Source organism: Sphingobium sp. B2D3A (assembly GCF_025961795.1).
Lineage (GTDB): Bacteria > Pseudomonadota > Alphaproteobacteria > Sphingomonadales > Sphingomonadaceae > Sphingobium.
Map to the genome: position 1 here is coordinate 2,101,660 of NZ_JAOQOI010000001.1, position 24,882 is coordinate 2,126,541.

Here is a 24,882-nt window from a genome sequence, read left to right on the forward strand (position 1 = left end):
CCGTACTATAAACGGATCAGTTCAGGAAAGTTTAAATGCCGGGAATACGAACAACACCCGTCCGCTCGACACGGGCCATGACAGGCGTGGCGCGCGGTTCTTCCCGCACGCGGATCAGCGCACCGGGCGCGCCGTCTTCATCCGCGATCATCATGCGGGAAATGCTGAAGCTCTCATTGCCCGCGACCAGCTGAACTGGATCGCCCTTCTTGACGACCGGCGCGCCGCTCGCGGCCTCGGAAAAACGGCCGTTTTGCTGAGGATTGCCGGCCTGCCGGTTAACCAGCAGCGGCACGCGGATGCGCCAGCCGAGGCTGGGGCAGGCAACCGTCGCGGCGTTCATCTGCGGGGTTTCGACCGTCGGTGTCTGCGGGCAGGGTGCCAGTTTCAGGCGGCGATCGATGGGCGCCAGTGGGCCGCCCGGCTGGCCGAGATTGGCGCCGAGGCTGGCCGCAACCAAGCTGTCCAGCCGGTCCAGATTCTCGAAACTCTGCGCCTTCGCCGGCGCGTGGATGCTGGTAAGCGCGATCGCGCCGAGCAGCAGGGCTGCGATGAGGGCAGCGCGCTTGGGGAAGGTCAGGCGTTCAATCGTCACGTCACTTGCTCCGATGCATGGTCGGAACAAACACAGCAAGGTCCGTGCCAGACGCATGTTACCGGTCGGTTTCGGCCAGTTCGGTGATCCTGATAGTCTGCTTGCCGGGGGCGCTGTCATCGGCGCGTTCGGCGAGGCCCGCGATCCGCAGGCGCTTCTCCGGCACGCCGGCGGCGACGAGGGTGCGGGCGACGGCGCCGAGGCGCGCTGCCGCCAGATCCCAGGCGTCGAAGCGATGATCGCCGGAGTCGAGACCAATCGACTGAATTCGCACAATCTTGTTCTCGTGCATGATGGGTTCTGCCGCTTTCAGCAGAGCGGCGCGACCGGCGGGGTTGAGCAGAGCCTCGCCCGGCTCGAACAGCTCTTGCGCGACGAGATCGGCCTGGCGCGGCGCCTCGAACGCGCCGAAATAGCTGCCAATCCCGGCCAGGGCCGTCTCACGCGTGGTCTGGTTGGACTGCAGCAGCGCGAAGAAGGCGAGCAGCAGCAGGCACAGGTCCGCGAAGCTCAGCGCCCAGCGCGCGCGGTTTTGGCGCGGCTGCGCCGACATCAGGCGACCTCGCGAATGCTGGCACGCTGGAACGGATTGGCTTCCCGACGGGCGATAGCGATCATCCGGTCCGCCATGGCCTGCTGCCAGCCAATCTCCCGCTCGGAGAGTGCGGACAGGCGGTTGGCGATGGGCCCGGCAATGGCGTTAGCGAGGATCAGGCCGTGCAGCGTCGTCATCAGCGCTAGCGCCATGAACGGGCCGATAGCCGCCGGGTCGCTCATCTGCGCAAACATGCCGATCAGGCCGACGATCGTGCCTGCCATGCCGACGGCCGGCGCGGCATCGGCCAACGCGTTCCAGAAGGCGATGACCCGCTCGTGACGGGCACGGCGATCATGGATCGCCTGATGGACCCAGAGCGCGAAATGCTCGGCATCTGCGGCATTGGCGAGGGTGGTGAGGGTCTGGTTGACGAAGGAGTGGGTGCTTTCCAGCCGGTCGGCGCGGGCCAGGCCCTTGAGCTGCGCGACGGCCTCGACCTTGAACAGCAGGGCGCGGGCATTGTCGCGTTCATCATCCGGGCGCGCGGTCAGCAGCGGGCGCAGGGAAGCCAGGGCGCGAAAACCCGTGCCGAACCCGACCTGCGCCAGTGCGATCATGATCGCGCCGCCCAGCACCATCAGCAGGGGCAGCGGCGCGAAGACGTGGCCGAGAATATCCAACCCCACAACATCCGACATGGTCCCGCTCATCCCCCATGCTGCCGGGCGCACGTGCGCACCGGCAAAACTCTGCCGCCAACCGGCAAAACATTGCCACCCTTGCCGCCCGTCTGCGCAAAAGGCGTGGAAATCCTCATGTCCGCGCGGCCTCAGCCGGCGGCAATTTGGTTTGGCACGGCATTTGCAATCCATACCCGTGGGCATGGGTCGTGCCGGAACCGGACCAGTTTCAACCGGTCAGAACGGATGCGGCCCACGGACTTTTAGGGAAGGCACGAAAAAATGTCGTTCGACGACGCATTGTTCGGCATCCATGGCAAGGCACTGGCGCTGCGCTCGCAGCGGCTGGAGCTGCTTGCCTCCAATATCGCGAACGCCTCGACCCCCGGGTACAAGGCGCGCGACATCGATTTCGAGAAGGCGCTCGCCAGCGCCACCAGCCAGCAGGGCTCGGTGACCGGCGCGTTGGAAACGGCGATGGGCTATCGCGTGCCGCTGCAGGCGAGCGGCGATGGCAACACCGTCGAGATGTCGACGGAGCAGACGCTCTTCGCGGAAAACGCGGTGAAGTACCGCACGACGCTCTCCTTCCTCGAGGGCCGTCTCAACACCATCACGCGCGCGCTGCGGGGAGAATGAGCATGGACAAGCCCATGAACGTTTTCGACATCGCCGGGCGCGCCATGTCCGCCCAGCTCGTGCGCCTCAACGCCACCGCCTCCAACCTCGCCAATGCCGGGTCGGTCACGGGCAGCGAGGACAAGGCCTATCGCGCGATCCGTCCGGTCTTTTCCACCGTGGTTGAGAAGCCGGGCGTCGCCACCGTCAAGGTCGATAACGTCGTGACCTCCGACACGCCCGCCACCAAGCGGCACGAGCCCGGCCATCCGCTAGCCGATGCCAATGGCGATGTGTGGGAAGCCGGCGTCGATACCAGCGCCGAACTCGTCGAAATGGTTGAGAGCGCGCGCATGTATCAGAACAATGTGCAGGTCCTCCAGACCGCCAAATCCCTCATCCTCGAAACAATCAGGCTCGGCAAATGACAGCAGTGACGACCAACACCAGCCCCTGGGCGGTGGACACCAACACGGCGTTCACCAACCGGAACCTTGCCGAGACGAGCGCGAAGTCCAACGCCTCCATCGACATGAACGGCTTCCTGCGCCTGCTCACCACGCAGATGCAGCATCAGGACCCGTTCCAGCCGATGGACAACAATCAGATGGTCACGCAGATGGCGCAAATGTCGTCGCTGGCCTCGCAGTCGCAATCGACATCCCTGCTCAGCCAGATCGCGGACTCCGTGTCCGGCGCGCGCCTCTCCGACGCGGCGGGCTGGATCGGCAAGTCGATGCTGGTCGAGAGCAACATCGCCACGCCCGACCGCACCGGCGCTTATGCCGGCGAGATCGCGCTGGGCGCCGACGCCTCGAACGTTTCGATCGATCTGGTCGATGCCAGCGGCAAGGTCGTCCAGAGCTTCGATCTTGGCGCACAATCCAAGGGCAATGTGCCCTTCTTCTGGGACGGCCGGGATGACGCCGGCAATGTGATTGGCGGGCAGGCTCTGCAGGTCAAGGTGCGCGGCGCGACGCCGGCCGGCATCGCGACCTGGGCCAGCATCGCCGCCGTCCAGTCCCCCGCGAGCGGCGGCAACGCCCAGCTCATGACCGCCCTCGGCAATTTCTCGCCCGAAGACGCGCTGCGTCTCGGCTGATCCCTGAACTTCACAAGGAGCATCGACCATGTCCTTCTACATTTCGCTTTCCGGCCTCAAGGGCGCCCAGACCGACCTCGGTGTCGTCGCCAACAACGTCGCCAACGTGTCCTCGCTCGCCTTCAAGAAGAGCAAGGCAACCTTCGGCGATATCTATGCGAGCGGCGGCGTCGGCGCGGGCGGCAATGGCGTCCGTCTCGTCGATGTGAAGCAGCAGTTCACGCAGGGCACGCTGGAGACGACCGACAAGACGCTGGATCTGGCCGTCACCGGCGAAGGCTTTTTCACCGTCAAGAGCGCCTCGCCTGACCAGACGATCAGCTACACCCGCGCCGGTGCCTTCACGATGGACAAGAACCGCTTCATTGTGGATTCCACTGGCGCCCGTCTGCAGGTCCTGCCGACTTCTGCGACCGGCGATGGCACGCCGACCAGCACGGCGGCCGGCGATCTCTCCGATTTGGAGATCCCCAGCGCCCATCCGGACGATGCCAGCATTCCGCTCACCGCCATCGCGATTTCGGCCACCGGCGTCGTCAGCGCGACCTTCGGCGACGGCTCGGTGCGTAACCTCGGCGTCGTGGCCATGGCCTCATTTCCCGCGCAGGAAGAGCTGCGGCAGATGGGGGATTCGCACTGGATTTCCTCGGGCGACAGCGGCGAGGCGAGCTACAGCGCCGGCAATAGCGGCATGGTCGGCGCTGTCCGCTCGGGCACGCTGGAGCGCTCGAACGTGGACATCACCGAGGAGCTGGTGGCGCTGATCTCCGCGCAGCGCAACTTCCAGGCGAACTCCAAGGCGATCGAGACCGCCACCGCCATGACCCAGACCATCATCAACATGCGGACCTGATCGCGAAGATCGACCGGACCCGGAGCTGAACCATGGATCGTCTCACCACCATTGCCCGCACCGCGATGCGCGGCACGATGGCTCGCCAGGCGGCGGTCGCGAACAATCTCGCGAACGTCAACACCAGCGGCTTTCGCGCCGAGATCGCCAACGCCTCGACCCGCTGGGTCGGCGGCGGCGCGTTCCAGAGCCGCGCGGAGCAGGTGGGGCAGGTCATCGCGGCGGACATGAAGGCCGGCACGGCGGTGCAGACCGGCAATACGCTCGACATCGCGGTGGATGGCGAGGCCCTCATCGCGGTGCAGGCCAATGACGGGTCGGAAGCCTATACAAGGCGCGGCGACCTGCGCCTGAACGAGAGCGGCCTGCTGACCACGGGCGATGGCTATCCGGTGCTTGGGGAGGGCGGCCCGATCACCCTGCCGCCCGCCGATAGCGTCAACATTGCCAAGGATGGCAGCATCTGGATCGTCCCGCAGGGCGGCCAGATCGATCAGCCGCAGCAGGTCGATGTCATCAAGCTGGTGAACGCCAAGGGATCGACGATCGCCAAGTCCACCGACACGCTGTTCCGCGAAGTGAATGGCGGCGCCTTGCCGCAAGACCCGATGGCGACCGTGACCAGCGGCGCTCTCGAAGGCTCGAACGTGAATGCCACCACGGCGCTTGTCCAGATGATCGAGGCGAGCCGCGCGTGGGAAAACCAGATCAAGATGATCGACACCGCCAAGGAGATCGACTCCGGCGGCGCGAGCCTCATGCGGCTCGACTGACGGACAGATAGGGGACCAGACCAATGACCAGCAGCGCACTTCATGTCGCCCGCACCGGCCTTGACGCACAGGACGTCAAGATGCGCGTCATCGCCAACAACCTGGCGAACGTGAACACGGTCGGCTTCAAGCGCGACCGCGCCAATTTCGAGACGCTGGCCTATCAGCAGGTGATTGCGGCGGGCACGCAGGCGGACAGTCAGAACCGGCTCGCCATCGGCCTCAACCTCGGCACCGGCGTGCAACTCACCGGCACCGAGCGTATCGATACGCAGGGCACGATGAACACCACCGGCAACACCTATGATCTCGCGATCGAGGGGGCCGGCTTCTTCCAACTCCAGCAGCCCGACGGCACGATCGCCTATACCCGGGCTGGCAATTTCAAGACCAATGCGGAAGGCCTGCTGGTCTCGCCGGATGGTCTGCCGCTGGTGCCGCAGATCCAGCTTCCCGAGGGCGTGAGTGCCGTCACCATCGGCAATGACGGGACCGTCTCGGCGACCGTCGCCGGTCAAAAGGAGCCGGTCGAGCTTGGCGCGATCGAAACCGCGCGGTTCGTCAATCCCGCTGGCCTGCAGGCTGTCGGTGGCAACCTGCTGCTGGAGACGGCGGCATCCGGCGCGCCGCAGGTAGGCGCTGCAGGCCTCGAAGGCCGCGGCACCATCCGCCAAGGCGCGCTCGAACAATCGAACGTCAACACCGTCGAGGAGTTGGTCACGATGATTGAGACCCAGCGCGCCTATGAGATCGCCTCCAAGATGATCAAGGCGACCGACGAGATGCTCCAGTACGTCAACCAGCAGCTTTGAGCATGATCATGCAGTATCGCCGCGTCTCCATCCTGATCCTTGCCCTCACGGCGACCAGCCTCGCTGCACCGGCCTCTGCCGGTCTGTTCGGCAAGAAGCAGGAGCCGCTCGAAAACCCGGCCTATCAGGTCACCTATCCGGGCGATGCGGGCAGCGCCGCGCCGGTGCGGCCCAATGGCGGCATCTTTCAGGCCTCGGCCGGCTATTCCGCGCTGACCAACGGCGCGCGGGCAGCAAGCGTGGGCGATGTCATCACCATCCTCCTCGTCGAGCGGACGCAGGCGAGCAAGAGCACCAGCGCCAACACCAACCGCGCCGGGAGCATCGGCCTCACGCCACCCAGCACGGGGCCGTTCAGCAAGCTGTTCAGCGGTAGCGACATTGCCTCGGGCGGCACGCAAGGCTTCACCGGCAAGGGCGACGCCGCGCAGTCGAACGCGCTCTCCGGCGAAATCACCGTCACCATCGCGCGGGTCTATCCCAATGGCACGATGCTGGTGCGCGGGCAGAAGGCGCTGACACTCAATCGCGGCGACGAATATGTCCAGATCTCCGGCCTCGTCCGGCAGGCGGACATCGGGCCCGACAACCGCATTCTCTCGACGCGCGTCGCCGATGCGCGGATCACCTACACCGGCAAGGGAGAAATCGCCCGCGCCAGCCGTCAGGGCTGGCTGCAGCGCTTCTTCTCCATGATCAGCCCGTTCTGATGGAGCTTTCAGCCATGATCAGGCCTTATCCCTCCTTGCTTCGTCGGCTGGTCGTCTCCCTCGCCCTGCTGGCGTTCGGGCTCTGCCTCATGATCGCCACCTCGGCCCATGCCCAGCGCATCAAGGACATCGGCACCTTCGAGGGGCTGCGGTCCAACCAGCTTGTCGGCTATGGCATTGTGGTCGGCCTCGCCGGCACGGGCGATGACAGCCTCGATTATGCGACACAGGGCGTGAAGGGCGTGATCTCGCGCTTCGGCCTCACTTTGCCGCCGGGCGTCAACCCCTCGCTCAAGAATGCCGCAGCCGTGCTGGTGACGGCGGAATTGCCGGCCTTCGCCAAGCCCGGCCAGCGGCTGGACGTGACCGTCTCCGCGCTCGGCAAGGCCAAGTCGCTGCGCGGCGGCACGCTGGTGCTGACCCCAATGCGCGGCGCCGATGGCGAGATCTATGCGATGGCGCAGGGCAATATGGCCGTCGGCGGCTTCGGCGTCTCCGGTGCCGATGGCTCGCAGCTTTCCGTCAACGTGCCTTCAGCCGGCCGCATCCCCTCGGGGGCCTCTGTCGAGCGCGCCGTGGCCACCGGGTTCGAGACTAGCCCGACGATCAATTTCAACCTCGCGGAGGCGGACGTGACGACCGCGCTGCGGGTGGCCGACGCGATCAACCTCGCGTTCGGCGACCAGCGCGCCCGTGCCGTGGATGGCGTCTCCATCGCCATCGATGCCCCGCCGGGTGCCGAGAGCCGCGTCATGATGATGGGCCTCATCGAGAATATCCAGGTCAAGCCCGCCGATCCGCCGGCCAAGGTGATCGTCAACGCGCGCAGCGGCACGGTGGTCATCAACGGCAATGTGCAGATCACCCCGGCCGCGGTGAGCCATGGCAAGCTGACCGTGACCGTGACGGAAGCGCCGCGCATCGTGCAGCCTGCGCCGCTCTCGCGCGGGGTGACGGCGGTGGAGGAATCCAGCCAGCTTTCCGCCCATGAGGAAAAGAATCCGATGTTCCTGTTTAAAGGTGTCGCGTCTCTGGCCGATATAGTCAAGGCGGTGAATGCCGTGGGTGCCTCCCCCTCGGACCTTCTCGAGATCCTGAGCGCGCTCAAGCAGGCCGGCGCCATGCGGGCGGAGCTGGAGGTGATATGACACAGGTCTCAGGGATCGGCTCCGGTCAGGCGGCCTTCGCCGCCGCCACGCAGGGCGCGCAGGCGCAAGCCCCGACGTCGCCAAAGGCCAACGACGATCACGCCGCATTGCAGAAGGCCGCCAAGGCATTCGAGGCCGTGTTCACCCGCCAGCTCCTCTCCTCCATGCGCCAAGCGAGTCTGGGCGAAGAGATTGGCGGCGGCAGCGGGCTCGACCAGTTCCGCGAGATGCAGGACGCGCATATGGCTGAGGGGCTCGCCACCAAGGGCGGCCTTGGCATTGCCGAACTGATCCTCCAGCAGCTTGACCATAAACCGTGAGCAGCGATCTTCTCCAGATCGGCGCTTCCGGCACGCGCGCCTATCAGGCTGCGATGGGAGCGATTGCCGACAATATCGCCAACGCGGAGACGCCCGGCTACAGCCGCCGGACGATTGCGCTCAGCGAGTCCGCCGCCGGCAATTCGCCGATGCTGCTCTACAAATCGAGCGCCTCCTTCTACGGCGTGCAGATCGGCGGCGTGGTGCGCGCATCCGACCAATATCTGGAAGCGGCAGCGCGTCAGACGACCAATGCGCTGGGCAGCGTCAATCAGCGCGCCCGCTGGATGTCGGACATCCAGACCGCCCTCAACGATGGCGAACTGGGCGTTGGCCAGCGCTTCACCGGCATGTTCGCGGCGGTGGAGCGGCTCGCCTCCAACCCCACAGACACGACGCTACAGGCGGATGTGCTGTTCTCGTTCGAGCAGATCAATGCTGCATTTCAGCAGAGCCACAATGATCTGGTCTCGATCCGCAGTTCGATCGGCAACACGGCCACCAACGAGGTGGATTCGCTCAATGACGCGTTGCGCCAGCTCGGCAATGCCAATGAAGGCCTGCGCCGCGTGCCCGAGGGGACGGCCAGCCATGCGAGCCTGCTGGATTCGCGCGATCAGGCCCTGAGCGAGATTGCCGAGAGGCTGAACGTGACGGTGACCTTCGGCGCCAATGGCGTCGCGAACATCAGTTACGGCAGCGAGACGCTCGTCGAGAACAATCAGGTGAAGACCCTGACGGTCAGTCAGGCCGCCGATGGCATTTTGAGCTTCGGGCTGGCGGACGGCACGGCGATTGCTACCCCGACAGGCGGCGCGCTAGGCGGCATCGCCACCAGTGCCGGCGTCGTGCGGGACAGGATCGACGCGTTGGACGATCTCGCGAGCCGCTATGTGAGCGAAATGAATGATTGGCACACCAGCGGCTATTCATCCCCCGGTGTCGCGGGCCAGACACTGCTGAGCATGGGGGCGGATGCCAGCTCGCTCTCGGTGCTGATCAGCTCGCCGGCTCTCGTCGCGCGCTTCTCCGCCGATGGCACCGCGAACGGCAATCTGTTGGCCATGACCGCCCTGCGCGGCAGCGGGTCCATCGAGGATGAATGGACCGGCATCATTGCGACCCATGGCAGCATCGCCAACAGCACGACCAAAGAGCAGACCGCGGCCGAGAGCCGCAACACCATGGCGCAGCAGGCACGCGCCGATGTGGCCGGCATCAATCTCGACCGGGAAGCGGCCGAATTGATCCGGCTGCAGCAGGCCTACCAGGCATCGTCCCGCGTGATCCAGGTCGCGCGGGAAATGTTCCAGACACTCATTTCCGCATTCTGACGCAATAAGGGCAATCCATCATGGTTTTCATCACCACGCAGTCCATCACGGCTGAGATTACCCGCCAGCAGCGGCTCGCTGCGGATATTGCGGGCGAGCAGACCAAGATTTCGACGACCAAGAAGATCAACCAGCCCTCGGACAATCCGCATGACTGGGTGCAGATCTCGCAGGTCGGGCGGCGCCAGTCGATCAACGCGGCGTGGAAGGGCAATCTGACCTTCGCCGAATCCCGCGCGACGCAGGCCAGCACCAATCTCAATGAGGTCAACAATCTTATGACGCGCGTGACCGAGTTGATCGTCACGTCCACCTCGACCGCCGACGGATCGACCGGGCGCGAGGCGGTGGCCAAGGAACTGGAAGGCATTCGCGCGACGATCAACGATCTCCTCAATCAGACCGATTATCAGGGCACGCCGGTCTTCGATCATCCCAGCGCCGTGCTGATTCCGCTCGGCGCGGGGCTGAACGTGGAAGCGGTGCCGACCCGCGCGAGCATCATGGAGAATGCGGTGGGCAGCCGGTCGATCGATCAGGTGATCTCCGACATCATCAGTGTGGTGCGCACCGGCACAGAGGCAGACCGCTCCGCTGCCCTGCAGGATGCCCGCACCGCGCTCGATCATGTCATTGTCGCCCAGTCCGTCCAGGGCGTTCGCTCGCAGCGGCTGGAAGACATTGGTGGCCGGCTCACCAATTCCGATCTGGCGCTGACTGAGCGTCGCTCGGCGCTGGAAGATACGGACATCACCGAGACCAGCGTGAAGCTGCAAAGCAAATTGCTGACGCTGGAAGCCGCTCAACTGGCCTTCGCGCGGATCAATCAAAAGTCGCTGTTCGATCTTTTCTGATCCTGTTCGAAGAGAGGCAAATCTGGCGGTCCGCAGGCTTTTGGCTGCGGGCCGTTTTTCTTGTTCGCGCCGGCAGAAATTTCGAAAAATCGTAATCGTCATCTTTCGCTAACCCTGTCGCTAAACCCTGTTTCAGCAGAGCCGTTCTAGGAAGGGATGAAGGGGCCAAAAGCAGCTGTGCGCGGTCCCGTTTTATGAACATGCGGGGATCAGAATGTTCGCTGGTATCGGTCTTGTCGTTCTGCTGGTCATGGTCTTCGGGGGGTTCATGCTCACCGGTGGCGCCATTGGTCCGGTGCTTCATGCGCTTCCGCACGAAATGCTTATCATCGGCGGCGCGGCGGCAGGCGCGCTGATCATCGGCAATAGCGGCGCGGACTTGAAAGCGCTGGCCGGCGGCGTGATGACCGTCTTCAAAGGCCCCAAGTTCAAGAAGCAGGATTATCTCGACTGCATCTTCCTCGTCAGCAAGCTGATGAAGACGCTGCGGGTCGAAGGCCCGGTCGCGCTCGAACCGCATATCGAAGACCCCAAATCCTCTGCGATCTTCGCCGAATATCCCCGGCTGATGGCGGACAGCGCGCTCATCCACCTCATCTGCGATACGTTGCGGCTGGTGGTCGTCTCATCCGGCACGCTCGATCCGCACGCGGTCGAGGATGTGATGGATAATGCGCTCAAGACCCACCATCATGAGGCGGTTCGTCCTGCCGACAATCTCCAGGGCCTGGCGGACGCGCTGCCGGCGCTCGGCATCGTCGCCGCCGTGCTCGGCGTGGTCAAGACCATGGGCTCGATCGACAAGCCGCCGGAAATTCTGGGCGGCATGATCGGCTCGGCGCTCGTCGGTACCTTCCTCGGCGTGTTGCTGGCTTATGGTATGGTCGGGCCGTTCGCCAGTCGCGCCAAGCAGGTGATCGAGGCGGATGGCGCCATGTATCATGTCGTCAAGCAGATCATCATCGCCTCGCTCCACGGCCACCCGCAGCCGCTGGTCATCGAAGCCGCGCGCTCCAACCTCATCCATGCGAACCAGCCGGCCTTTGCCGAAGTGTTCGACGGCATGCGCGGGCGCTGAGGGCTAAGCCATGGCATCGGCCGCAAAGAAACCGGTGAACGAGCCTGAACCCAGGCCAATCATCGTCAAGAAGATCATCGATGGCGGCCATGGCGGCCATCATGGCGGCGCCTGGAAGGTTGCCTATGCCGACTTCGTGACGGCGATGATGGCCTTCTTCCTGCTCATGTGGCTGCTCGGCGCGACAACGGAGAAGCAGCGCAAGGGGCTGGCCGACTATTTCACGCCCACACTGGTGCAGATGAAGATGGACAGCGCCGGCTCCAGTGGCCTGTTCGGTGGCGACAGTCTCGTCAGCAAGGAGAATTATCCGACGACGGGCGGGCAGGGCAATCTGGCCATCACCATCCCGCGCGACGCCACGGGCACCAAAGATGTCGGCGGCGAGGATCTCAAGAACCAGGATCGCCAGAAGTTCGAGAAGCTCAAGCAGGAGCTGGAGCAGAAGCTCGAGCGCACCGAAGCGCTCCGCAAGCTCCGCAAGCATGTGCGCTTTACCGAGACGCTGGAGGGCCTGCGCATCGATCTGGTGGATGAAGCCGATTTCGCGATGTTCGCCATCGGCACGGACAGGCTTGTGCCGGAAGCCCGCGCGTTGCTCTCGCAGGTCGCGGAGGCGGTGTCCGAAGTGCCGAACGATGTGATCGTGCGCGGTCACACCGACGCGCTGCCCTATGCCGCCGGGCGCAACATGAACAACTGGCTGCTCTCGTCATCCCGCGCCGAAGCCACTCGCGCCGTGCTCGCACAGGGCGGCATCGGAGCGGATCGCTTCGCGCGCATCGAAGGCGTGGCGGATCGCGAGCCGTTCGTCGCGGACAACCGCTACGATCCGCGCAATCGGCGCATGTCGGTGATTCTGGCGTGGAGCAAGGACTCTCCCGCCGGGGGGGCGGTCGCCAATGCCGCAGGCGCGCAGCCCGCGGCGCCGGCTCCCAAAAGCCCCGAGCAGGCCAGGATCGACCGTCGCATCCTCGTGCGCGATCAGCGCGTCGCTATGGCTGAATCCGAAGTGCGCAAGCTGGACCTCGGCCGAACCGCGCTGCCCCAAGGCGCGACGGTGATCAATGCGGACTCGATTCCCAAGCGCAGTTCCAACACCCCGCCGGGCAAGACCGATCTTACAGCCCGCACGACGGGGCTGATGGACCAGCATTGATGCGGTGAGGGTGCGCTTCACGCCACACGGTTCCGCCCGGTTTGCGATCATGGGTAGAGTGGGACGCGACCGATCGGCAGATCGGTCAAACAAAAAGGGCGCCGGGGACGGCGCCCTTTCAAACAGCTATCCGAAGCGCGGGGAAACCGCTGTGCAGCTTCCCCGGCGGGATCAGGCGAACTGCACTTTGGCACTCTTACGGCGCATCGCTGCCCCTGCCAAACCAAGGCCTGCAATCATCATCGCCCAGGTCGCGGGTTCAGGCACGGGTGCCTGGCTGACGCCTTCCACGCGGAACTGACGCGTGCTCGTGACGCCGGGATTGAACGTGAAAGCAAGGCTGGTGATGCTCGTGCCGCTCAGCGTGAACTGGTTGTTGCCATTGCCAATCGTGCAGATGTTGCACGCGGGGCTCGAGAACAGCGCCGAGCCATTGACCAGCAGGTTGAACGTCCCGGTGTCGCCGGCGAAATTGAACGTCACATTGTCCCAGCCCTTGGCGAAGAGGACGCTCAGATCTTCAAGCAGCGGATCGCCATTGATGGTGGCTTCTCCGTTGCCGGTGATGCTCATCGAGCCCGTGCTCGTGCTGAACGTGACACCCGATCCGTCCTGATTGACATAACCGTTCAAGGTCGAGCCAGACTGCGAACCGGACGAATGAACGCCGGTCTGCGCGCCAAACGTACCAGTGTTGAGCGTGAACCCGCTGACCACGACGGCTGCATTGGCGGGCAGGGCCGCAAATGAGGTTCCGCATGCCAGCAGCGCCACTGTCAAAAACTTACCCATGGAAGTGCCCTCTGCATCTTGCAAACCGACAATGCCCCAAGCCGATCTGCCTCCCACGACTCAAATGTCGCTGATGCAAACATACCGCCCCCCAGAGGCCGTTTCCATTTTGTTAACTTTGGCTTCCCTGTTGCATCCTGTTCTGGGACATGTTCCCAGCAGGTAGGAATCGGCGCCGATAGCAGGGGCGTCAGGACATAGCCGACCACGATTTATCGGTCATTAGTGCGTCTGTGGCGGACGGATAACCATACGAGCCAGTCTTCACGCCAGCGGGAAACTCAGCTCCGCCACCAGCCCCCCCTCAGGCCCATTGCGCAGTTTCAATCGGCCCGATTCCGCCGACGCGACCGCGCGAACGATGGCCAGGCCAAGGCCGGTGCCGCCGGTGTCGCGACTGCGGGAGGCTTCCATGCGGGTGAAGGGCTGCAGCATGTCCTCGATGCGGTCTTCCGGGATGCCGGGGCCTTCGTCGGCCACGCAGAGCGTGGCGCGTTGGCCTTCGATCCGAAGCGAAACATGCGCGCGTGCGCCATATTTGACGGCGTTCTCGATCAGGTTGGTTAGCGCTCGCCGCACGGCGCGGGGATGGACGTTGACGATCGCGCGCGGCATGTCGCTTCGCTCTACCGGCACGCCCATATCCTCGAAATCGTCGATGGTCGCGTCGGCCAGCGCGGCCAGGTCCATGCGCTGCGGTGGTTCGCGGTCCCGGCCGACGCGCGCCAGCGAGAGGATGTCGTCGAGCATCTTCTGCATGTCTTCGATGGTCGCGACCATGCGCTCGCGATCCGCCCCCTCGGCGACCGATTCCACGCGCACCCGCAGCGCCGTGAGGGGTGTGCGCAGATCATGGCCGATGGCGCCGAGCATATGGTCCTTCTCCTCCAGCATGGAGCGGATACGGTCCTGCATGGCGTTGAAGGACGCTGCGAGGCGCCGCAAATCCTCAGGGCCGGACTCGATGACCGGCGCGGCGCCCTCCGGTGTGCCGACCCGTGCAGTGGCCTGGGTGAGCGCGTGGAGCGGCCGGGCGAGGCGGCGGGTGAACCAGACGAGGGGCATCAGCACGATGCCGTAGAGGAACAGCGACTGCATCACGATCTGACGCAGCATCGGCTGGGCCACCGGTGCGGCGCGCGTGTAGACGGTGATCCAGCGGTCCGGCTGGAGCTGGACGCTCAATTGCACCTGCAGCCGTGGTGCGCGCCGGTTGGGCGGCTGGAGAAGATCGCGCGCCCGCTCGCGCCCATCCGCGCCGGGCCGGGCTTCCGCAATGGCGACCCGGACCGCGAGCGGCACCAGCCCGGCCGAGCGAAACAGCTCGTTGGCACGCACGGCCACGCGCGGCGAGTCGGCGCCTTCGCGGCGGGGCGGCGCGTCGGTGACGACGATGCCGCGGGCCGCTCGCGCGCGATGCCAGGGGGATGGCGCGTCCCGTTGATCCAGCGCTTCGAGGATGCGGATGACGCCCGGGGCGGCGGCAATCGTCACCCACTGATTGCGCTGCATCATATAGTAGAAGCTGAACCCGATGAGCTGCACGGCAAACAAGGAGGCGGCCACGACGAGGATTGTCTGCCCCGCCAGCGTTCTCGGCCGCAGCCAGCCGGTGAAAGTGCGCAGGCTGAGGGTCATTCGCGCGCCACATCGGCGGCGAACATGTAACCGCCGCCCCACACGGTCTTGATGAGCGTTGGCGAGCGGGCGTCATCTTCCAGCTTGCGGCGCAGGCGGCTGATCTGGTTGTCGATGGAACGGTCGAAGGCGTGGGCTTCCCGGCCTTGCGTGAGATCGAGCAACTGATCGCGGCTGAGCACCTGGCGCGGATGCGTGACGAAGGCATGGAGCAGCCGGTAATCGGCCGTGCTGAGCGGGATCGCGACTTCGTCTGGGCCGGTCAGCGTCCAGTCGTCAGCGCTGAGCGTCCAGCCCTCGAAGCGGTAGAGGGATGCGCTTGCCTGCGGTTCGCGGGCGGTGCCGTTGCCGGTGCGGCGCAGGATCGTCTTGATCCGCGCCACAAGCTCGCGTGGAGAGAAGGGCTTGAGCACATAATCGTCCGCGCCCATTTCCAGCCCGACGATGCGGTCGGTCTCTTCAGTGCGGGCGGTGAGCAGGATCACCGGCAGCTCGCCCTGTTCGCGGATCGAGCGGCAAAGGCTGAGGCCATCCTCACCCGGCATCATGATATCCAGCACCACCAGTTCGATGGCGCTGCCGGCGAGGATCTTGCGCGCGTCGGCCGCATTCCCGGCATCGGAGACGCGAAAGCCGGCGCGCTGGAGATATTGCCCCAGCGGCTCGCGAATGGCCGCTTCATCGTCGACGAGGAGGAGATGGGGCCGTGCGGACATCAAAGCGCTTTCGCAAAATCGGAGGGATGCAATTCTCTGCCCTGCTTGGGTCTTGAGGTCCATCCCTCAGCCGCCTGAAAGGGGCAGGCGACCGAGGGCAGTAGGGATGGCCGACCCGGCGGCATGGGAGTTGTCTCCGCCGGATCGGCCAAGGGGCTCAGCGCACCGGGGGCGTTTGCGCGGGCCGTTGATCGGTATTGCGGCGCTCCATCATGGCTTTCCGGCCGGCCTGCCGTTCCTCGGGGGAAATCTTGCCGTCACGGTTGGTGTCCATTCGGTCGAAGCCAGCAAGGCCTGCCTGGATGAAGGTGGCGCGGGGGATCGGCTTGTCACGATAGGCAGCAAGCTCGCCTCCCATCATCATCATGCCGCCGCCCATGCCGGGGCCGCCATGGCCACGCCGTTTGCCTTCATGGCCGCGTCGCTGATGGCCGCCGGCCATCGCGCCGGCTTCCGTAAATTCGGCTTTCGAGATTGAGCCGTCCTTATTGGCGTCGAGGCGGGCGAACATCGCATCGCGCATTTTGTCGCGATTCTGCGCCTGATGGGCCTTGCGCTCCTCAACCGAGAGCACGCCGTCCCGATTGGTGTCGGCGGCATCGAACATGGTCGCGAGGCGCTTTTCAAGAGACGCGCGATCCATCGGGGGACGGGCTTCGCCGCGCTGGGGCGGCTGCGGTGCCGATTGAGCGATTGCCATGGTCCCGATGGACAGCAGGCCGACGCTGGAGAGCGCGATTGCGGTGAGACGTTTCATAGACTTGAATTCCTAGTCTGCCGGCGCCGGGGGGTAGCGCCATGGCCATGATATAGCGGGGACTTGTCGCGAGACTTTGTCGCGGGCAGACGCAAATGTCACAAAATGTCGCCATTTCGCGGCCGACCTGCGGATCAGGCGGCGACCACCCGATTGCGACCGCCGCGCTTCGCCTGGTAGAGCGCGATGTCCGCCTCATGGATGAAATCCTCGGCACTTTGTCCCTGCCGGTAGCGCACGACGCCGCAGCTGATCGCAGCCCGCAGGCTGTTGCCCGAGGGCAGGGCAATGGGCTCGCTGCTGACCGCGGAGACGATCCGGCCGCAGATTTCCTGCACACGATCCCAATTCGAGGTGGCGAGGAGCACCACAAACTCGTCCCCACCCATGCGCCCGACCGCGTCGCTCGCCCGGACTTGGCTCGAGATGCGACATGCGATTTCCCGCAGCACGGTATCGCCCATCTGGTGGCCGCTATTGTCGTTGATCAGCTTGAACCGGTCGATGTCGATCACGGCTAGGCTGAGCGTGCCCGGTGTCGCCTTCACCAGCGCCTGCTCCAGCCGCTGATGGAAGCCGGCGCGGTTGAGCAGACCGGTCAGGCTGTCCGTCGTGGCGGTGCGGGAGAGCCACAGTTCCTGCTTCTTGCGCTGCGTGATGTCCTGCACAGTGGCGATCGTTCCGATGCACCGGCCGCACTCATCGAAATGGGCGCGGAATGTCGCCTCCATCCAGGCGTCACGCAGCTTGAGGGTGCGAAACTCGGCAATCTGGCTGGTGCTCACATCCTCAAGCGCCGCGCTATGCGCGCGGGTCAGGTCATATTGGCCTTCCTCCGAAATGTCGGAGAGCCCTGCGCCGACGAGCGCGTCGAACGGGCGGTCGAGCAGCAGCTCGCGCGTGCCCACGACCCGTGTGCAGACGCCTTCGAGGTTGAAGGCGAGCAGCAGCACCGGAGAGGCTGAGGCGAGCAGGTTCAGCGACTGTTCGTTCTGGCGCATTCGCTCGATCGTCGCCTGGCGGCTGGCGAGCATGGCCGAGATCGGCACCTGCACGACGATGAGCAGGGCGATGAACATCTGGATGCCGTAGAGGTGATGAACCGCATGATGGCTGTGCATCACCGGCGGGCCATAGCCGCCCATCATCGCTGCGCCGCCGATGACGGTGACGATGGCGAGGGCGATCTTCGTCGCCATCCACCCGCTGCGCAGTAGAACGAGCAGCATGGGCGGAACGACGAGCAGCAGATGCGATGATTCCGTCGAGAAGAAGGCGACGCCGGCCGCGCCGGCGGTGAGAGCGAGCAGCGCCGCGACTTCCAGCCTGCGTCGCCGGGTCTGGCTGGCGAGGCTGCGCCTCATCTCGCCGTTGAACATGGCGAGGAAGACCGGCGTGAAGATCAACAGGCCCAGAGCATCCGCCAGGAACCAGCGCGCATAGGCTTCGCTGAGCGGATGGGCATTGTTGGCCCAGGCGCCGATTCCGCCCAGAAATGCGCCGCAAGCCGGACCGACCAGCCCGGCCCAGATCAGGACATGAGGGAGAGCCTCCGGGTCCGAAAAGGCGTGGGCGCCATTCCTGTGCAGCTTGAGCCCGGCCACCGCGACGGCGATTTCCAGCCCATTGGCGAACCCGTAGACCAACGCCGTCTGGAGATTATTGCCAGCCGGCAGGCCAGACAGCACATTGGCGACCATGCCCGCCATGATGAGGGCAGGGGCCTGCCGCGCGGGCCGTGCGAGCACAATGGCCAGCAGGAAGGCATTGGCGATCCAGACGGGCGCGACCATGCCATTCGTGGTCTTGAGCGAGATTGTCGCGTAGGAAATCACGAAATAGCCCAGGCCCGCCAGCACCGGCAGGCCGGCATGGCGGATGAAGGCGTAAAGGATTTGGCGCTGGCTTTGCCCCATGGCCCATCATGGCCCGGCGCAGGTTGTTACCTGGTTAACGCAGCGGGAACAATCTGGCGGCGTTACCCTCGGGCGCTTCAGGCGCCAGCGGCATCCGCCTCGTCGGCGCGCATCTGCTCGTGATGCCGGATCACTTCATCGATGATGAAGCGCAGGAATTTCTCGGTGAAATCCGGGTCGAGATTGGCGTCGACAGCCAATGTGCGCAGGCGGGCGATCTGCCGGGCCTCGCGATCCGGGTCGGCCGGGGGCAGCGCGGACTGGGCCTTGTGCTCACCCACCGCCTTGGTGATCTTGAAGCGCTCTGCCAGCATGAAGACCAGCGCCGCGTCGATATTGTCGATGCTTTCGCGGTAGCGCCTGAGCGTTTCGTCCATTCCGGGTCGTCTCCCTGAGCTTCTGGGGCATTGTTCCTGTGGCCTGATCTCGCTGGGGCGAACCAGGCTGATGAGGGGCCGGGCAGCGCCCGCAACGGCGCATCACTTGCCGCTCCGGGCGCACAAGGCAAGCCAATTTGCTTGCCAAAGCGTGGTCATCTGGTCAGAGCACCGCGCATGAGCGCCACCATTCACCACCTGCCCCGCCAGGGCGCGCCATCCCTCCAGCCGATGCTGAGCCTCGTTGCGGAGGATATGAACCGCGTCAACGAAGTCATCCTCGCGCGAATGCAATCGCGCATTCCGCTGATCCCGGAGCTGGCCGGGCACCTCATCGCCGGCGGTGGCAAGCGGCTTCGGCCCATGCTCACGCTCGCCTGCGCGCGGCTGCTCGATTATGCCGGCACCCGGCACCACAAGCTGGCTGCGACGGTGGAGTTCATTCATACCGCCACGCTGCTGCACGATGATGTGGTGGACGGCAGCGCCATGCGCCGCGGCAAGCAGACCGCGAACATGATCTGGGGCAACAATGCCTCGGTTCTGGTCGGTGATTTCCTGTTCAGCCGGTCCTTCGAGTTGATGGTTGAGGATGGCAGCCTCAAGGTTCTCAAGATCCTTTCTAACGCATCTGCGGTGATCGCCGAGGGGGAGGTCAATCAGCTGACCGCACAGCGTCGTGTGGAGACCGACGAGGACCAGTATCTCGACATCATCGGTGCCAAGACCGCAGCCCTGTTCGCAGCGGCCTGCCGGATCGCCGCCGTGGTTGCGGAGCGCCCGGAGGCGGAGGAACTGGCCCTGGACGCCTATGGCCGCAATCTCGGCATTGCCTTCCAGCTCGTCGACGATGCCATCGACTATGTCTCGGACGGCGCGACGATGGGTAAAGATACTGGCGATGACTTCCGCGACGGCAAGATCACGCTACCGGTGATCCTGGCTTATGCGCGCGGCGGCGAGGCGGATCGCAAATTCTGGAAAGAAGCGATGTCCGGCCTCCATGGCGACAATGCCGATCTCGCCCATGCCCAGCATTTGCTGCGCGAAACCGGCGCGATCGACGACACCATGGCGCGGGCGCGCCATTATGGCCAGCGCGCCATCGACGCCATCGGCATGTACGGCAAGGGTGCCGCCAAGTCTGCGCTGGTCGAAGCCGTCGAATTCGCCATCGCGCGGGCTTACTGATCCCGCTTTCCGGCAGGCGCCCGCGCCTCCCACGTTGTACCGACACCCATAGCGAGATGACGCGCCGCGCTGCCCGATTGGGTCGGGCGGCCGCCTCGCCTAGCCGGTCTCGAATCGGGGCTTGTCGGTGCGGCAGGCCGCCACATCCCCTCTTCTCGCCAGTCCCTTCCCGTCCATTTTCGGGACACGGGGTATATCGGCCACGACCCAAATAATTTTGCACTGCGCGGGAACGGTGGTGCGTTGCGATGAAGCGACCGCACCGTCCGCCATAGCGGGGTAAATCTGCGGTTAACGGTTGGGAACTTTGGGAACCCGGCAAATTGGTTGGCCGGATTAAGTATCTGAAATACAGCAATAAAATATGAGGAATTCGTTGATAATCCGTTAACCGATCAGTATTTCTCTGCTCGAGCGGTCGCCTCATTATCTACTCGGAATGTTCGCCTTTCAGGCGGTGTGGGAGAAGCATGATGAGCCAGCTCAAAAACCGAACAAACAAAGGAGCTATCCATGAGGAAACTGGTATCTTTGGCCGCGCTGGCCACTGCAGCAGCATTTGCGCCGAGTGCGGCCAACGCCGCCACCTGCGTTGCCATGAACTGCACGTTCACGCCTGGCGATGACGAGTTCACCACGTCTGGCGACACCATCCCCCCCATCACCGAAGCCGTTTCGGCCACCATCGGCCGCACCGACATTGGTTCGGGCATCTTCACCGACATTTACCGCTTCATCGTTGACGTTGATGGCGTCGGCAGCGGCGGCATCATCACGACGCTGTCGGGCCTGTCGACCAACATCGACCTGCTGACTGTCACGATCAACGGCAAGGACGTCCCGATCTTCGGTCAGGGCACCGACGTTGAATCCGCTGGCATTTCGGGCTTCCCGATCATGGCCGGCATGCTGAACGAGCTGGTGATCAGCGGCACGTCCGCGGGTCTTGGCTCCTATGGCGGCAACCTGACCTTCACGCCGTCGCCGGTGAGCGCGCCGGTTCCGGAGCCGGCCACCTGGGCACTGATGCTGCTCGGCTTCGGCAGCCTTGGCTACACGATGCGCCGCGCACGTCGCACGAGCGCACGGGTCCAGTTCGCCTGATCATCCTGGCCATCTCCCACGGGACGGCCTCGATAAAGAATGGGGATCAACGGGTGCAGCCGTTGATCTCCATTTTCATGCGGTGAAAGCGAATGATCCCATTCAGGCGGCGCTGCGCCAGAATGTGCCGCTCATGCCATTGCGGCTGCGCGGCTCTGCGCAACCCGCATCCCTGTCCCACAAGCGCGCGACGCGCCGTGCGACGTCCTGCTCCTCATCGCGCGAGAAGAAATAGGGGTAGAGCGAGCGGCCGATCTTGTCGGCGCGGCCGGCAAAGCGATTGATCTGGTCGGCGACATCGCAGACCTTAAGGCGCATGAGCTGTACCGGCGTATCCTTGGGCCACCAGGAGACGGACTCATCCATCTTCGGCGGGCCAAGCCGGTCAAAACCGAGCATAGCCTCATAATAGCGCACATGGCGTGGATGCACCTCGATCACCAGATCCGTGCAATCGAACCGCTGCATCCCGTAAATGAAGATGACATGAAAAAGCCCCGCGAGGACGGAGGGGGACTTGGTTATCGGGTCGACCGCGAACTTGGTGAGTTCGCAAAGGCGGCCACCGGGCGCCTCGCGCAAGGCATCCAGTTCCATGCGGAATGTCTGGTCGGTCGAAAGGCCGGCTGGTGAGTCCACCGTCAGGGTGAGCGTGGCGATTACGGCATCTTCCAGCGCTGCCGTGAAGACGGCCTGGTGATCGCCATTGTCGGGGAGGAGATGCGCCATTCCATAACCGCGCGATCCATACATGCGGTTCAGGAGATCATGCGCCTGCTGGCGCAGGTCCGGCCGATCGGCCAGCCGGACATCGATGGTGCGCAGCCGCTGGCCACAGGCAGACGGGATACGGCGCACGGACAGCAGCCCGCCGTGCGGTTCCGCCAAAGAGGCGGACACAACATGATCATGCACTTGGACGACCCCCAAAAGGCCCAACCGGGCCAGACGAGCTTTCTATTTTTACGAAGCCTTGCGCCTCAGCGAGACCATGGATGGGTTCGAACGGTTAACAGAGCAATACCTCTTCGCGGCAAAGAGGCGGAGCGTTCGGGCGTTGCGGCAAAAGGTAGATAGTTCCGTGACTTAAGTGAACAAGTGCACGGAACTCGAGCCGTGCGGGTGCAATCGCAGGAGCAGATTGCATCCATGGCGGGGGTTAAGCATTAACCATGTTCTCCATCCTCGGATGACGCTGCGGCGGTCAGGCTTTGCTCCTATCCCTTTACGCCGCCAACCTTGGCATTGGCGGCGACGACGCATAAGCGGATGACGTGACCGCTGCGCTCCCCATCCATGAGGTCCTGCCCGACCTGCTCGCCGCCTTGCGCGCAGGACCGAACGCCGTGCTCGTGGCGCCGCCGGGGGCGGGCAAGACGACGAGCGTTGCGCCCGCTCTGCTGGGCGAGCCGTGGGTGGCGGGCGGGCAGATCTGGCTGCTCTCGCCGCGCCGGCTTGCCGCGCGCGCCGCTGCCGAGCGCATGGCCGATCTGGCCGGTGAAAAGCCCGGCGATACCATCGGCTATGCCACTCGGCTGGAGAGCCGCCAATCCGCCCGCACCCGCATCCTCGTCGTGACCGAAGGGATTTTCCGGCGCCGCATTCAGGCCGATCCGGAATTGACCGGCGTCGCCGCCGTGCTGTTCGATGAGGTTCATGAGCGCAGCCTGGAAGGCGATTTCGGGCTGGCCCTCGCGCTCGATGCGCAATCCGGCCTGCGCGACGATTTGCGCCTGCTCGCCATGTCCGCCACGCTTGATGGTGCGCGCTTCGCCACGCTCATGGCGGTGGAGGGCAAGCCGGCCCCCGTGATCGAGAGCGCGGGCCGATCTTTCCCCATCGATCTGCGGCATATTGGCCGCGCGGCAGAGCAGCGCATCGAGGATGGCATGGCGGCGGCGATCCGTCGCGCGCTGGCCGAAGAGCCGCAGGGCGATGTTCTGGCCTTCCTCCCGGGCGTCGGCGAGATCGAGCGCACGGCCGAGCGGCTGATGGGGCTGTCCGAGAGCATCGCCCTCCATCGCCTTCATGGCTCGCTCGACCCGGCAGCGCAGCGCGCGGCCCTGCGGCCGGCGGCGGCAGGGACGCGCAAGCTGATATTGGCGACCAGCATCGCCGAGACCAGCCTCACCATCGACGGCGTACGCATCGTGGTCGATTCAGGGCTCGCCCGTCGGCCCCGGCACGATCTTGCCGCCGGCGTCACGCGCCTGGTGACGGAGCGCGCCAGTCAAGCCGCCGTAACCCAGCGAGCCGGCCGCGCGGGTCGTCAGGCGCCGGGCGTGGCCTACCGCTTGTGGGAAGCAGCGGCGACCGCCGGTCTGCCGCCGTTCGATCCGCCCGAAATTCTGGAAAGCGACCTGACCGGCCTGCTCCTCGATTGCGCGGTGTGGGGCGTGACCGACCCGACCACGCTGCGCTGGCTCGATCCGCCACCGGCGGCTGCTTTGGCCGAAGCCGGACGCCGGCTCGAGGCGCTCGGAGCGCTGGATGGGGAGGGGCGGGCGACGCCGCATGGCCGCGCGGTCGCCGATCTGCCGCTGGAGCCGCGCCTCGCGCATATGCTCATTGCCTCGGCTGAGGCGGGGGAGTGCGGTGCGGCGGCTGACGTGGCGGTGCTGCTCACCGAGCGCGGGCTGGGCGGCCCATCGGCGGACCTCGCCCGGCGTCATGCGTTCTGGCAGCGCGAGCGAGGGCAGCGGGCCGAAGCGGCGCGCGGCCTCGGGCGGCGTTGGCTGGGGTTGGTCGCGTCCGGCTCGTCGCGAGGCTTCATCGACGATGCGGCGCTTGCCCGCTGTCTGATGCGGGCCTTCCCGGACCGCATCGCCCGGCGCCGGGATGCCAGCGGCGAACATTGGATCAGCGCGGGCGGGCGCGGCTTCCGGCTCGATCCCGCCGATCCGCTGGCGCGCGCAGACTGGCTGGCAGTGGGCGATATTCAGGGCAGCGCCGCCAGCGCGCGCATCCTCTCCGCATTAGCCGTGCAGGAGGAGGATGTGATGGTCGCTGCCGGGCATCGCGTCGTGGATCGTCGCACGGTGCGCTGGCGGAAGGATCTGGCCGGCGTGGAGGCATTGCGCGAGCGGCATCTGGGCGCAATCCGTCTCAGTAGCGGGCCGGATGACGCGCCCGAACGGTCCGCCATCATTGCCGCACTGGCGCAGGCGCTGCGCAGTGAGGGACTGGGGCTGCTGCCCTGGGGCAAGGCGGCGCAGGCGTTGCGGACGCGGGCTGCCTTTGCGGGCGTGGGCGATGAGATCGGCGATGCGGCGCTGCTCGCCGATGCCGAGGATTGGCTGGAGATGCTGCTCCCCGCCAATGCCCGGCGCTTTTCAGCGATCGACGGTGGCGCACTGCATGGCCTGCTGACGCAGCGCCTGGGATGGGATGCCACGCAGCGTATCGAGGCGCTGGCGCCCGCCGAGTTCCGTAGCCCGGCCGGCAGCACCCACGCCATCGACTATGAGGCGCCGGCCGGCCCGACCGTCGAATTGCGGGTGCAGGCGCTCTTTGGCCGGTCGGAACATCCGGTCATCGGGCGCGAGCGCATCCCGCTCGTCTTGTCCCTGACATCGCCGGCGGGTCGCCCCATCCAGACGACGCGGGATCTGCCGGCCTTCTGGAAAGGCAGCTGGGCGGACGTCGCCAAAGAGATGCGCGGGCGCTATCCGCGGCATCCGTGGCCGGATGATCCCGCCGCGGCCAGCGCGACGCTGCGGACCAAGAAGGCTGATGCCCGTCGGTGATCCTGTTCCGGATGAACTTCCGTTATTGTCGAGCGAAGTCGAGACACCCAAGCACGATCATGCCGTGTCTC

26 protein-coding genes are annotated in these 24,882 nt (G+C 65.2%); 16 read left to right on the forward strand and 10 right to left on the reverse strand.

Annotated elements, in window-relative coordinates:
• Nucleotides 1-31: 31 nt before the first annotated feature.
• From M2337_RS09770 to M2337_RS09780, 3 genes are all read right to left on the reverse strand, one after another.
• Nucleotides 32-589: a flagella basal body P-ring formation protein FlgA gene (locus M2337_RS09770; protein WP_413716233.1), complete on the reverse strand. Its 558-nt coding sequence runs from the start codon at nucleotides 587-589 to the stop codon at nucleotides 32-34.
• Nucleotides 590-653: 64 nt separating this feature from the next.
• Nucleotides 654-1,148: a flagellar motor protein MotB gene (locus tag M2337_RS09775; RefSeq protein ID WP_264570075.1), complete on the reverse strand. Its 495-nt coding sequence runs from the start codon at nucleotides 1,146-1,148 to the stop codon at nucleotides 654-656.
• Nucleotides 1,148-1,831: a motility protein A gene (locus M2337_RS09780; protein WP_264570076.1), complete on the reverse strand. Its 684-nt coding sequence runs from the start codon at nucleotides 1,829-1,831 to the stop codon at nucleotides 1,148-1,150. The genes M2337_RS09775 and M2337_RS09780 overlap by 1 nt, the downstream gene beginning before the upstream one ends.
• A gap of 264 nt (nucleotides 1,832-2,095) precedes the next feature.
• Here M2337_RS09780 and flgB point away from each other — a divergent pair, with 264 nt between their 5' ends.
• The 13 genes from flgB (at nucleotide 2,096) to M2337_RS09845 (ending at nucleotide 12,574) form a co-directional block, all read left to right on the forward strand.
• On the forward strand, nucleotides 2,096-2,452 hold the full coding sequence (flgB, locus tag M2337_RS09785; protein ID WP_264570077.1) for a flagellar basal body rod protein FlgB: 357 nt from the start codon (nucleotides 2,096-2,098) through the stop codon (nucleotides 2,450-2,452).
• 14 nt (nucleotides 2,453-2,466) lie between these two features.
• Nucleotides 2,467-2,859, forward strand: a complete 393-nt coding sequence (flgC, locus tag M2337_RS09790; RefSeq protein ID WP_264570078.1) for a flagellar basal body rod protein FlgC — start codon at nucleotides 2,467-2,469, stop codon at nucleotides 2,857-2,859.
• On the forward strand, nucleotides 2,856-3,533 hold the full coding sequence (locus M2337_RS09795) for a flagellar hook assembly protein FlgD (RefSeq protein WP_264570079.1): 678 nt from the start codon (nucleotides 2,856-2,858) through the stop codon (nucleotides 3,531-3,533). The genes flgC and M2337_RS09795 overlap by 4 nt, the downstream gene beginning before the upstream one ends.
• A gap of 28 nt (nucleotides 3,534-3,561) precedes the next feature.
• Entirely contained in the window at nucleotides 3,562-4,386 is an 825-nt protein-coding gene (locus tag M2337_RS09800; RefSeq protein ID WP_264570080.1) for a flagellar hook basal-body protein, read from the forward strand.
• Between the two features lie 32 nt (nucleotides 4,387-4,418).
• On the forward strand, nucleotides 4,419-5,159 hold the full coding sequence (gene flgF, locus M2337_RS09805) for a flagellar basal-body rod protein FlgF (protein ID WP_181559406.1): 741 nt from the start codon (nucleotides 4,419-4,421) through the stop codon (nucleotides 5,157-5,159).
• 23 nt (nucleotides 5,160-5,182) lie between these two features.
• On the forward strand, nucleotides 5,183-5,971 hold the full coding sequence (gene flgG, locus M2337_RS09810; protein ID WP_181559407.1) for a flagellar basal-body rod protein FlgG: 789 nt from the start codon (nucleotides 5,183-5,185) through the stop codon (nucleotides 5,969-5,971).
• A 2-nt stretch (nucleotides 5,972-5,973) separates the two neighbouring features.
• Nucleotides 5,974-6,681 carry a flagellar basal body L-ring protein FlgH gene (locus M2337_RS09815; protein ID WP_264570081.1) on the forward strand — a complete coding sequence of 236 codons (708 nt, stop codon included), beginning with the start codon at nucleotides 5,974-5,976 and terminating at the stop codon, nucleotides 6,679-6,681.
• Between the two features lie 89 nt (nucleotides 6,682-6,770).
• Nucleotides 6,771-7,829 (forward strand): flagellar basal body P-ring protein FlgI, encoded by a 1,059-nt coding sequence (locus M2337_RS09820; protein WP_264572230.1) that lies wholly within the window; start codon nucleotides 6,771-6,773, stop codon nucleotides 7,827-7,829.
• A complete protein-coding gene (locus tag M2337_RS09825; RefSeq protein ID WP_264570082.1) occupies nucleotides 7,826-8,149 on the forward strand; it encodes a rod-binding protein in 324 nt (107 codons plus the stop codon). The genes M2337_RS09820 and M2337_RS09825 overlap by 4 nt, the downstream gene beginning before the upstream one ends.
• A complete protein-coding gene (gene flgK, locus M2337_RS09830; RefSeq protein ID WP_264570083.1) occupies nucleotides 8,146-9,483 on the forward strand; it encodes a flagellar hook-associated protein FlgK in 1,338 nt (445 codons plus the stop codon). Before M2337_RS09825 ends, flgK begins: the two co-directional genes overlap by 4 nt.
• A 20-nt stretch (nucleotides 9,484-9,503) precedes the next feature.
• A complete protein-coding gene (locus M2337_RS09835; protein WP_264570084.1) occupies nucleotides 9,504-10,337 on the forward strand; it encodes a flagellin in 834 nt (277 codons plus the stop codon).
• A gap of 214 nt (nucleotides 10,338-10,551) precedes the next feature.
• On the forward strand, nucleotides 10,552-11,415 hold the full coding sequence (gene motA, locus M2337_RS09840; RefSeq protein WP_181559413.1) for a flagellar motor stator protein MotA: 864 nt from the start codon (nucleotides 10,552-10,554) through the stop codon (nucleotides 11,413-11,415).
• Between the two features lie 10 nt (nucleotides 11,416-11,425).
• Nucleotides 11,426-12,574: a flagellar motor protein MotB gene (locus M2337_RS09845; protein ID WP_264570085.1), complete on the forward strand. Its 1,149-nt coding sequence runs from the start codon at nucleotides 11,426-11,428 to the stop codon at nucleotides 12,572-12,574.
• Nucleotides 12,575-12,745: 171 nt separating this feature from the next.
• On the opposite strand, the gene M2337_RS09850 is transcribed toward M2337_RS09845, so the two are convergent.
• The 6 genes from M2337_RS09850 to M2337_RS09875 all read right to left on the reverse strand — a co-directional run bounded on the left by M2337_RS09850 (nucleotide 12,746) and on the right by M2337_RS09875 (nucleotide 18,770).
• Nucleotides 12,746-13,366: a PEPxxWA-CTERM sorting domain-containing protein gene (locus tag M2337_RS09850; protein WP_264570086.1), complete on the reverse strand. Its 621-nt coding sequence runs from the start codon at nucleotides 13,364-13,366 to the stop codon at nucleotides 12,746-12,748.
• 264 nt (nucleotides 13,367-13,630) lie between these two features.
• Entirely contained in the window at nucleotides 13,631-15,004 is a 1,374-nt protein-coding gene (locus M2337_RS09855; RefSeq protein WP_264570087.1) for an ATP-binding protein, read from the reverse strand.
• Nucleotides 15,001-15,720: a response regulator gene (locus M2337_RS09860; protein ID WP_264570088.1), complete on the reverse strand. Its 720-nt coding sequence runs from the start codon at nucleotides 15,718-15,720 to the stop codon at nucleotides 15,001-15,003. The genes M2337_RS09855 and M2337_RS09860 overlap by 4 nt, the downstream gene beginning before the upstream one ends.
• A 157-nt stretch (nucleotides 15,721-15,877) precedes the next feature.
• A complete protein-coding gene (locus M2337_RS09865; RefSeq protein WP_264570089.1) occupies nucleotides 15,878-16,477 on the reverse strand; it encodes an EF-hand domain-containing protein in 600 nt (199 codons plus the stop codon).
• Nucleotides 16,478-16,611: 134 nt separating this feature from the next.
• A complete protein-coding gene (locus M2337_RS09870; RefSeq protein ID WP_264570090.1) occupies nucleotides 16,612-18,393 on the reverse strand; it encodes a diguanylate cyclase in 1,782 nt (593 codons plus the stop codon).
• Between the two features lie 77 nt (nucleotides 18,394-18,470).
• Nucleotides 18,471-18,770 carry a chorismate mutase gene (locus M2337_RS09875; protein ID WP_264570091.1) on the reverse strand — a complete coding sequence of 100 codons (300 nt, stop codon included), beginning with the start codon at nucleotides 18,768-18,770 and terminating at the stop codon, nucleotides 18,471-18,473.
• A 177-nt stretch (nucleotides 18,771-18,947) separates the two neighbouring features.
• Here M2337_RS09875 and M2337_RS09880 point away from each other — a divergent pair, with 177 nt between their 5' ends.
• A complete protein-coding gene (locus M2337_RS09880) occupies nucleotides 18,948-19,961 on the forward strand; it encodes a polyprenyl synthetase family protein (protein WP_264570092.1) in 1,014 nt (337 codons plus the stop codon).
• 513 nt (nucleotides 19,962-20,474) lie between these two features.
• A complete protein-coding gene (locus M2337_RS09885; RefSeq protein WP_264570093.1) occupies nucleotides 20,475-21,065 on the forward strand; it encodes an FxDxF family PEP-CTERM protein in 591 nt (196 codons plus the stop codon).
• A gap of 102 nt (nucleotides 21,066-21,167) precedes the next feature.
• Here M2337_RS09885 and M2337_RS09890 read toward each other — a convergent pair whose 3' ends face one another.
• On the reverse strand, nucleotides 21,168-21,965 hold the full coding sequence (locus M2337_RS09890) for an N-acyl amino acid synthase FeeM domain-containing protein (protein ID WP_264570094.1): 798 nt from the start codon (nucleotides 21,963-21,965) through the stop codon (nucleotides 21,168-21,170).
• 374 nt (nucleotides 21,966-22,339) lie between these two features.
• Here M2337_RS09890 and hrpB point away from each other — a divergent pair, with 374 nt between their 5' ends.
• Nucleotides 22,340-24,811 (forward strand): ATP-dependent helicase HrpB, encoded by a 2,472-nt coding sequence (gene hrpB, locus M2337_RS09895; RefSeq protein WP_264570095.1) that lies wholly within the window; start codon nucleotides 22,340-22,342, stop codon nucleotides 24,809-24,811.
• Nucleotides 24,812-24,882: the final 71 nt, after the last annotated feature.

Coding starts and splice junctions, on each gene's coding strand:
- M2337_RS09825 (WP_264570082.1), top strand. CDS start 7,826: ATGACACAGGTCTCAGGGATCGGCTCCGGTCAGGCGGCCTTCGCCGCC.
- M2337_RS09885 (WP_264570093.1), top strand. CDS start 20,475: ATGAGGAAACTGGTATCTTTGGCCGCGCTGGCCACTGCAGCAGCATTT.
- M2337_RS09815 (WP_264570081.1), top strand. CDS start 5,974: ATGATCATGCAGTATCGCCGCGTCTCCATCCTGATCCTTGCCCTCACG.
- flgG (WP_181559407.1), top strand. CDS start 5,183: ATGACCAGCAGCGCACTTCATGTCGCCCGCACCGGCCTTGACGCACAG.
- M2337_RS09865 (WP_264570089.1), bottom strand. CDS start 16,477: ATGAAACGTCTCACCGCAATCGCGCTCTCCAGCGTCGGCCTGCTGTCC.
- flgC (WP_264570078.1), top strand. CDS start 2,467: ATGAACGTTTTCGACATCGCCGGGCGCGCCATGTCCGCCCAGCTCGTG.
- M2337_RS09800 (WP_264570080.1), top strand. CDS start 3,562: ATGTCCTTCTACATTTCGCTTTCCGGCCTCAAGGGCGCCCAGACCGAC.
- flgB (WP_264570077.1), top strand. CDS start 2,096: ATGTCGTTCGACGACGCATTGTTCGGCATCCATGGCAAGGCACTGGCG.
- M2337_RS09860 (WP_264570088.1), bottom strand. CDS start 15,720: ATGTCCGCACGGCCCCATCTCCTCCTCGTCGACGATGAAGCGGCCATT.
- M2337_RS09780 (WP_264570076.1), bottom strand. CDS start 1,831: ATGTCGGATGTTGTGGGGTTGGATATTCTCGGCCACGTCTTCGCGCCG.
- M2337_RS09835 (WP_264570084.1), top strand. CDS start 9,504: ATGGTTTTCATCACCACGCAGTCCATCACGGCTGAGATTACCCGCCAG.
- M2337_RS09775 (WP_264570075.1), bottom strand. CDS start 1,148: ATGTCGGCGCAGCCGCGCCAAAACCGCGCGCGCTGGGCGCTGAGCTTC.
- M2337_RS09855 (WP_264570087.1), bottom strand. CDS start 15,004: ATGACCCTCAGCCTGCGCACTTTCACCGGCTGGCTGCGGCCGAGAACG.
- M2337_RS09870 (WP_264570090.1), bottom strand. CDS start 18,393: ATGGGGCAAAGCCAGCGCCAAATCCTTTACGCCTTCATCCGCCATGCC.
- flgF (WP_181559406.1), top strand. CDS start 4,419: ATGGATCGTCTCACCACCATTGCCCGCACCGCGATGCGCGGCACGATG.
- motA (WP_181559413.1), top strand. CDS start 10,552: ATGTTCGCTGGTATCGGTCTTGTCGTTCTGCTGGTCATGGTCTTCGGG.
- M2337_RS09850 (WP_264570086.1), bottom strand. CDS start 13,366: ATGGGTAAGTTTTTGACAGTGGCGCTGCTGGCATGCGGAACCTCATTT.
- M2337_RS09875 (WP_264570091.1), bottom strand. CDS start 18,770: ATGGACGAAACGCTCAGGCGCTACCGCGAAAGCATCGACAATATCGAC.
- M2337_RS09880 (WP_264570092.1), top strand. CDS start 18,948: ATGAGCGCCACCATTCACCACCTGCCCCGCCAGGGCGCGCCATCCCTC.
- M2337_RS09845 (WP_264570085.1), top strand. CDS start 11,426: ATGGCATCGGCCGCAAAGAAACCGGTGAACGAGCCTGAACCCAGGCCA.
- M2337_RS09795 (WP_264570079.1), top strand. CDS start 2,856: ATGACAGCAGTGACGACCAACACCAGCCCCTGGGCGGTGGACACCAAC.
- M2337_RS09820 (WP_264572230.1), top strand. CDS start 6,771: ATGATCGCCACCTCGGCCCATGCCCAGCGCATCAAGGACATCGGCACC.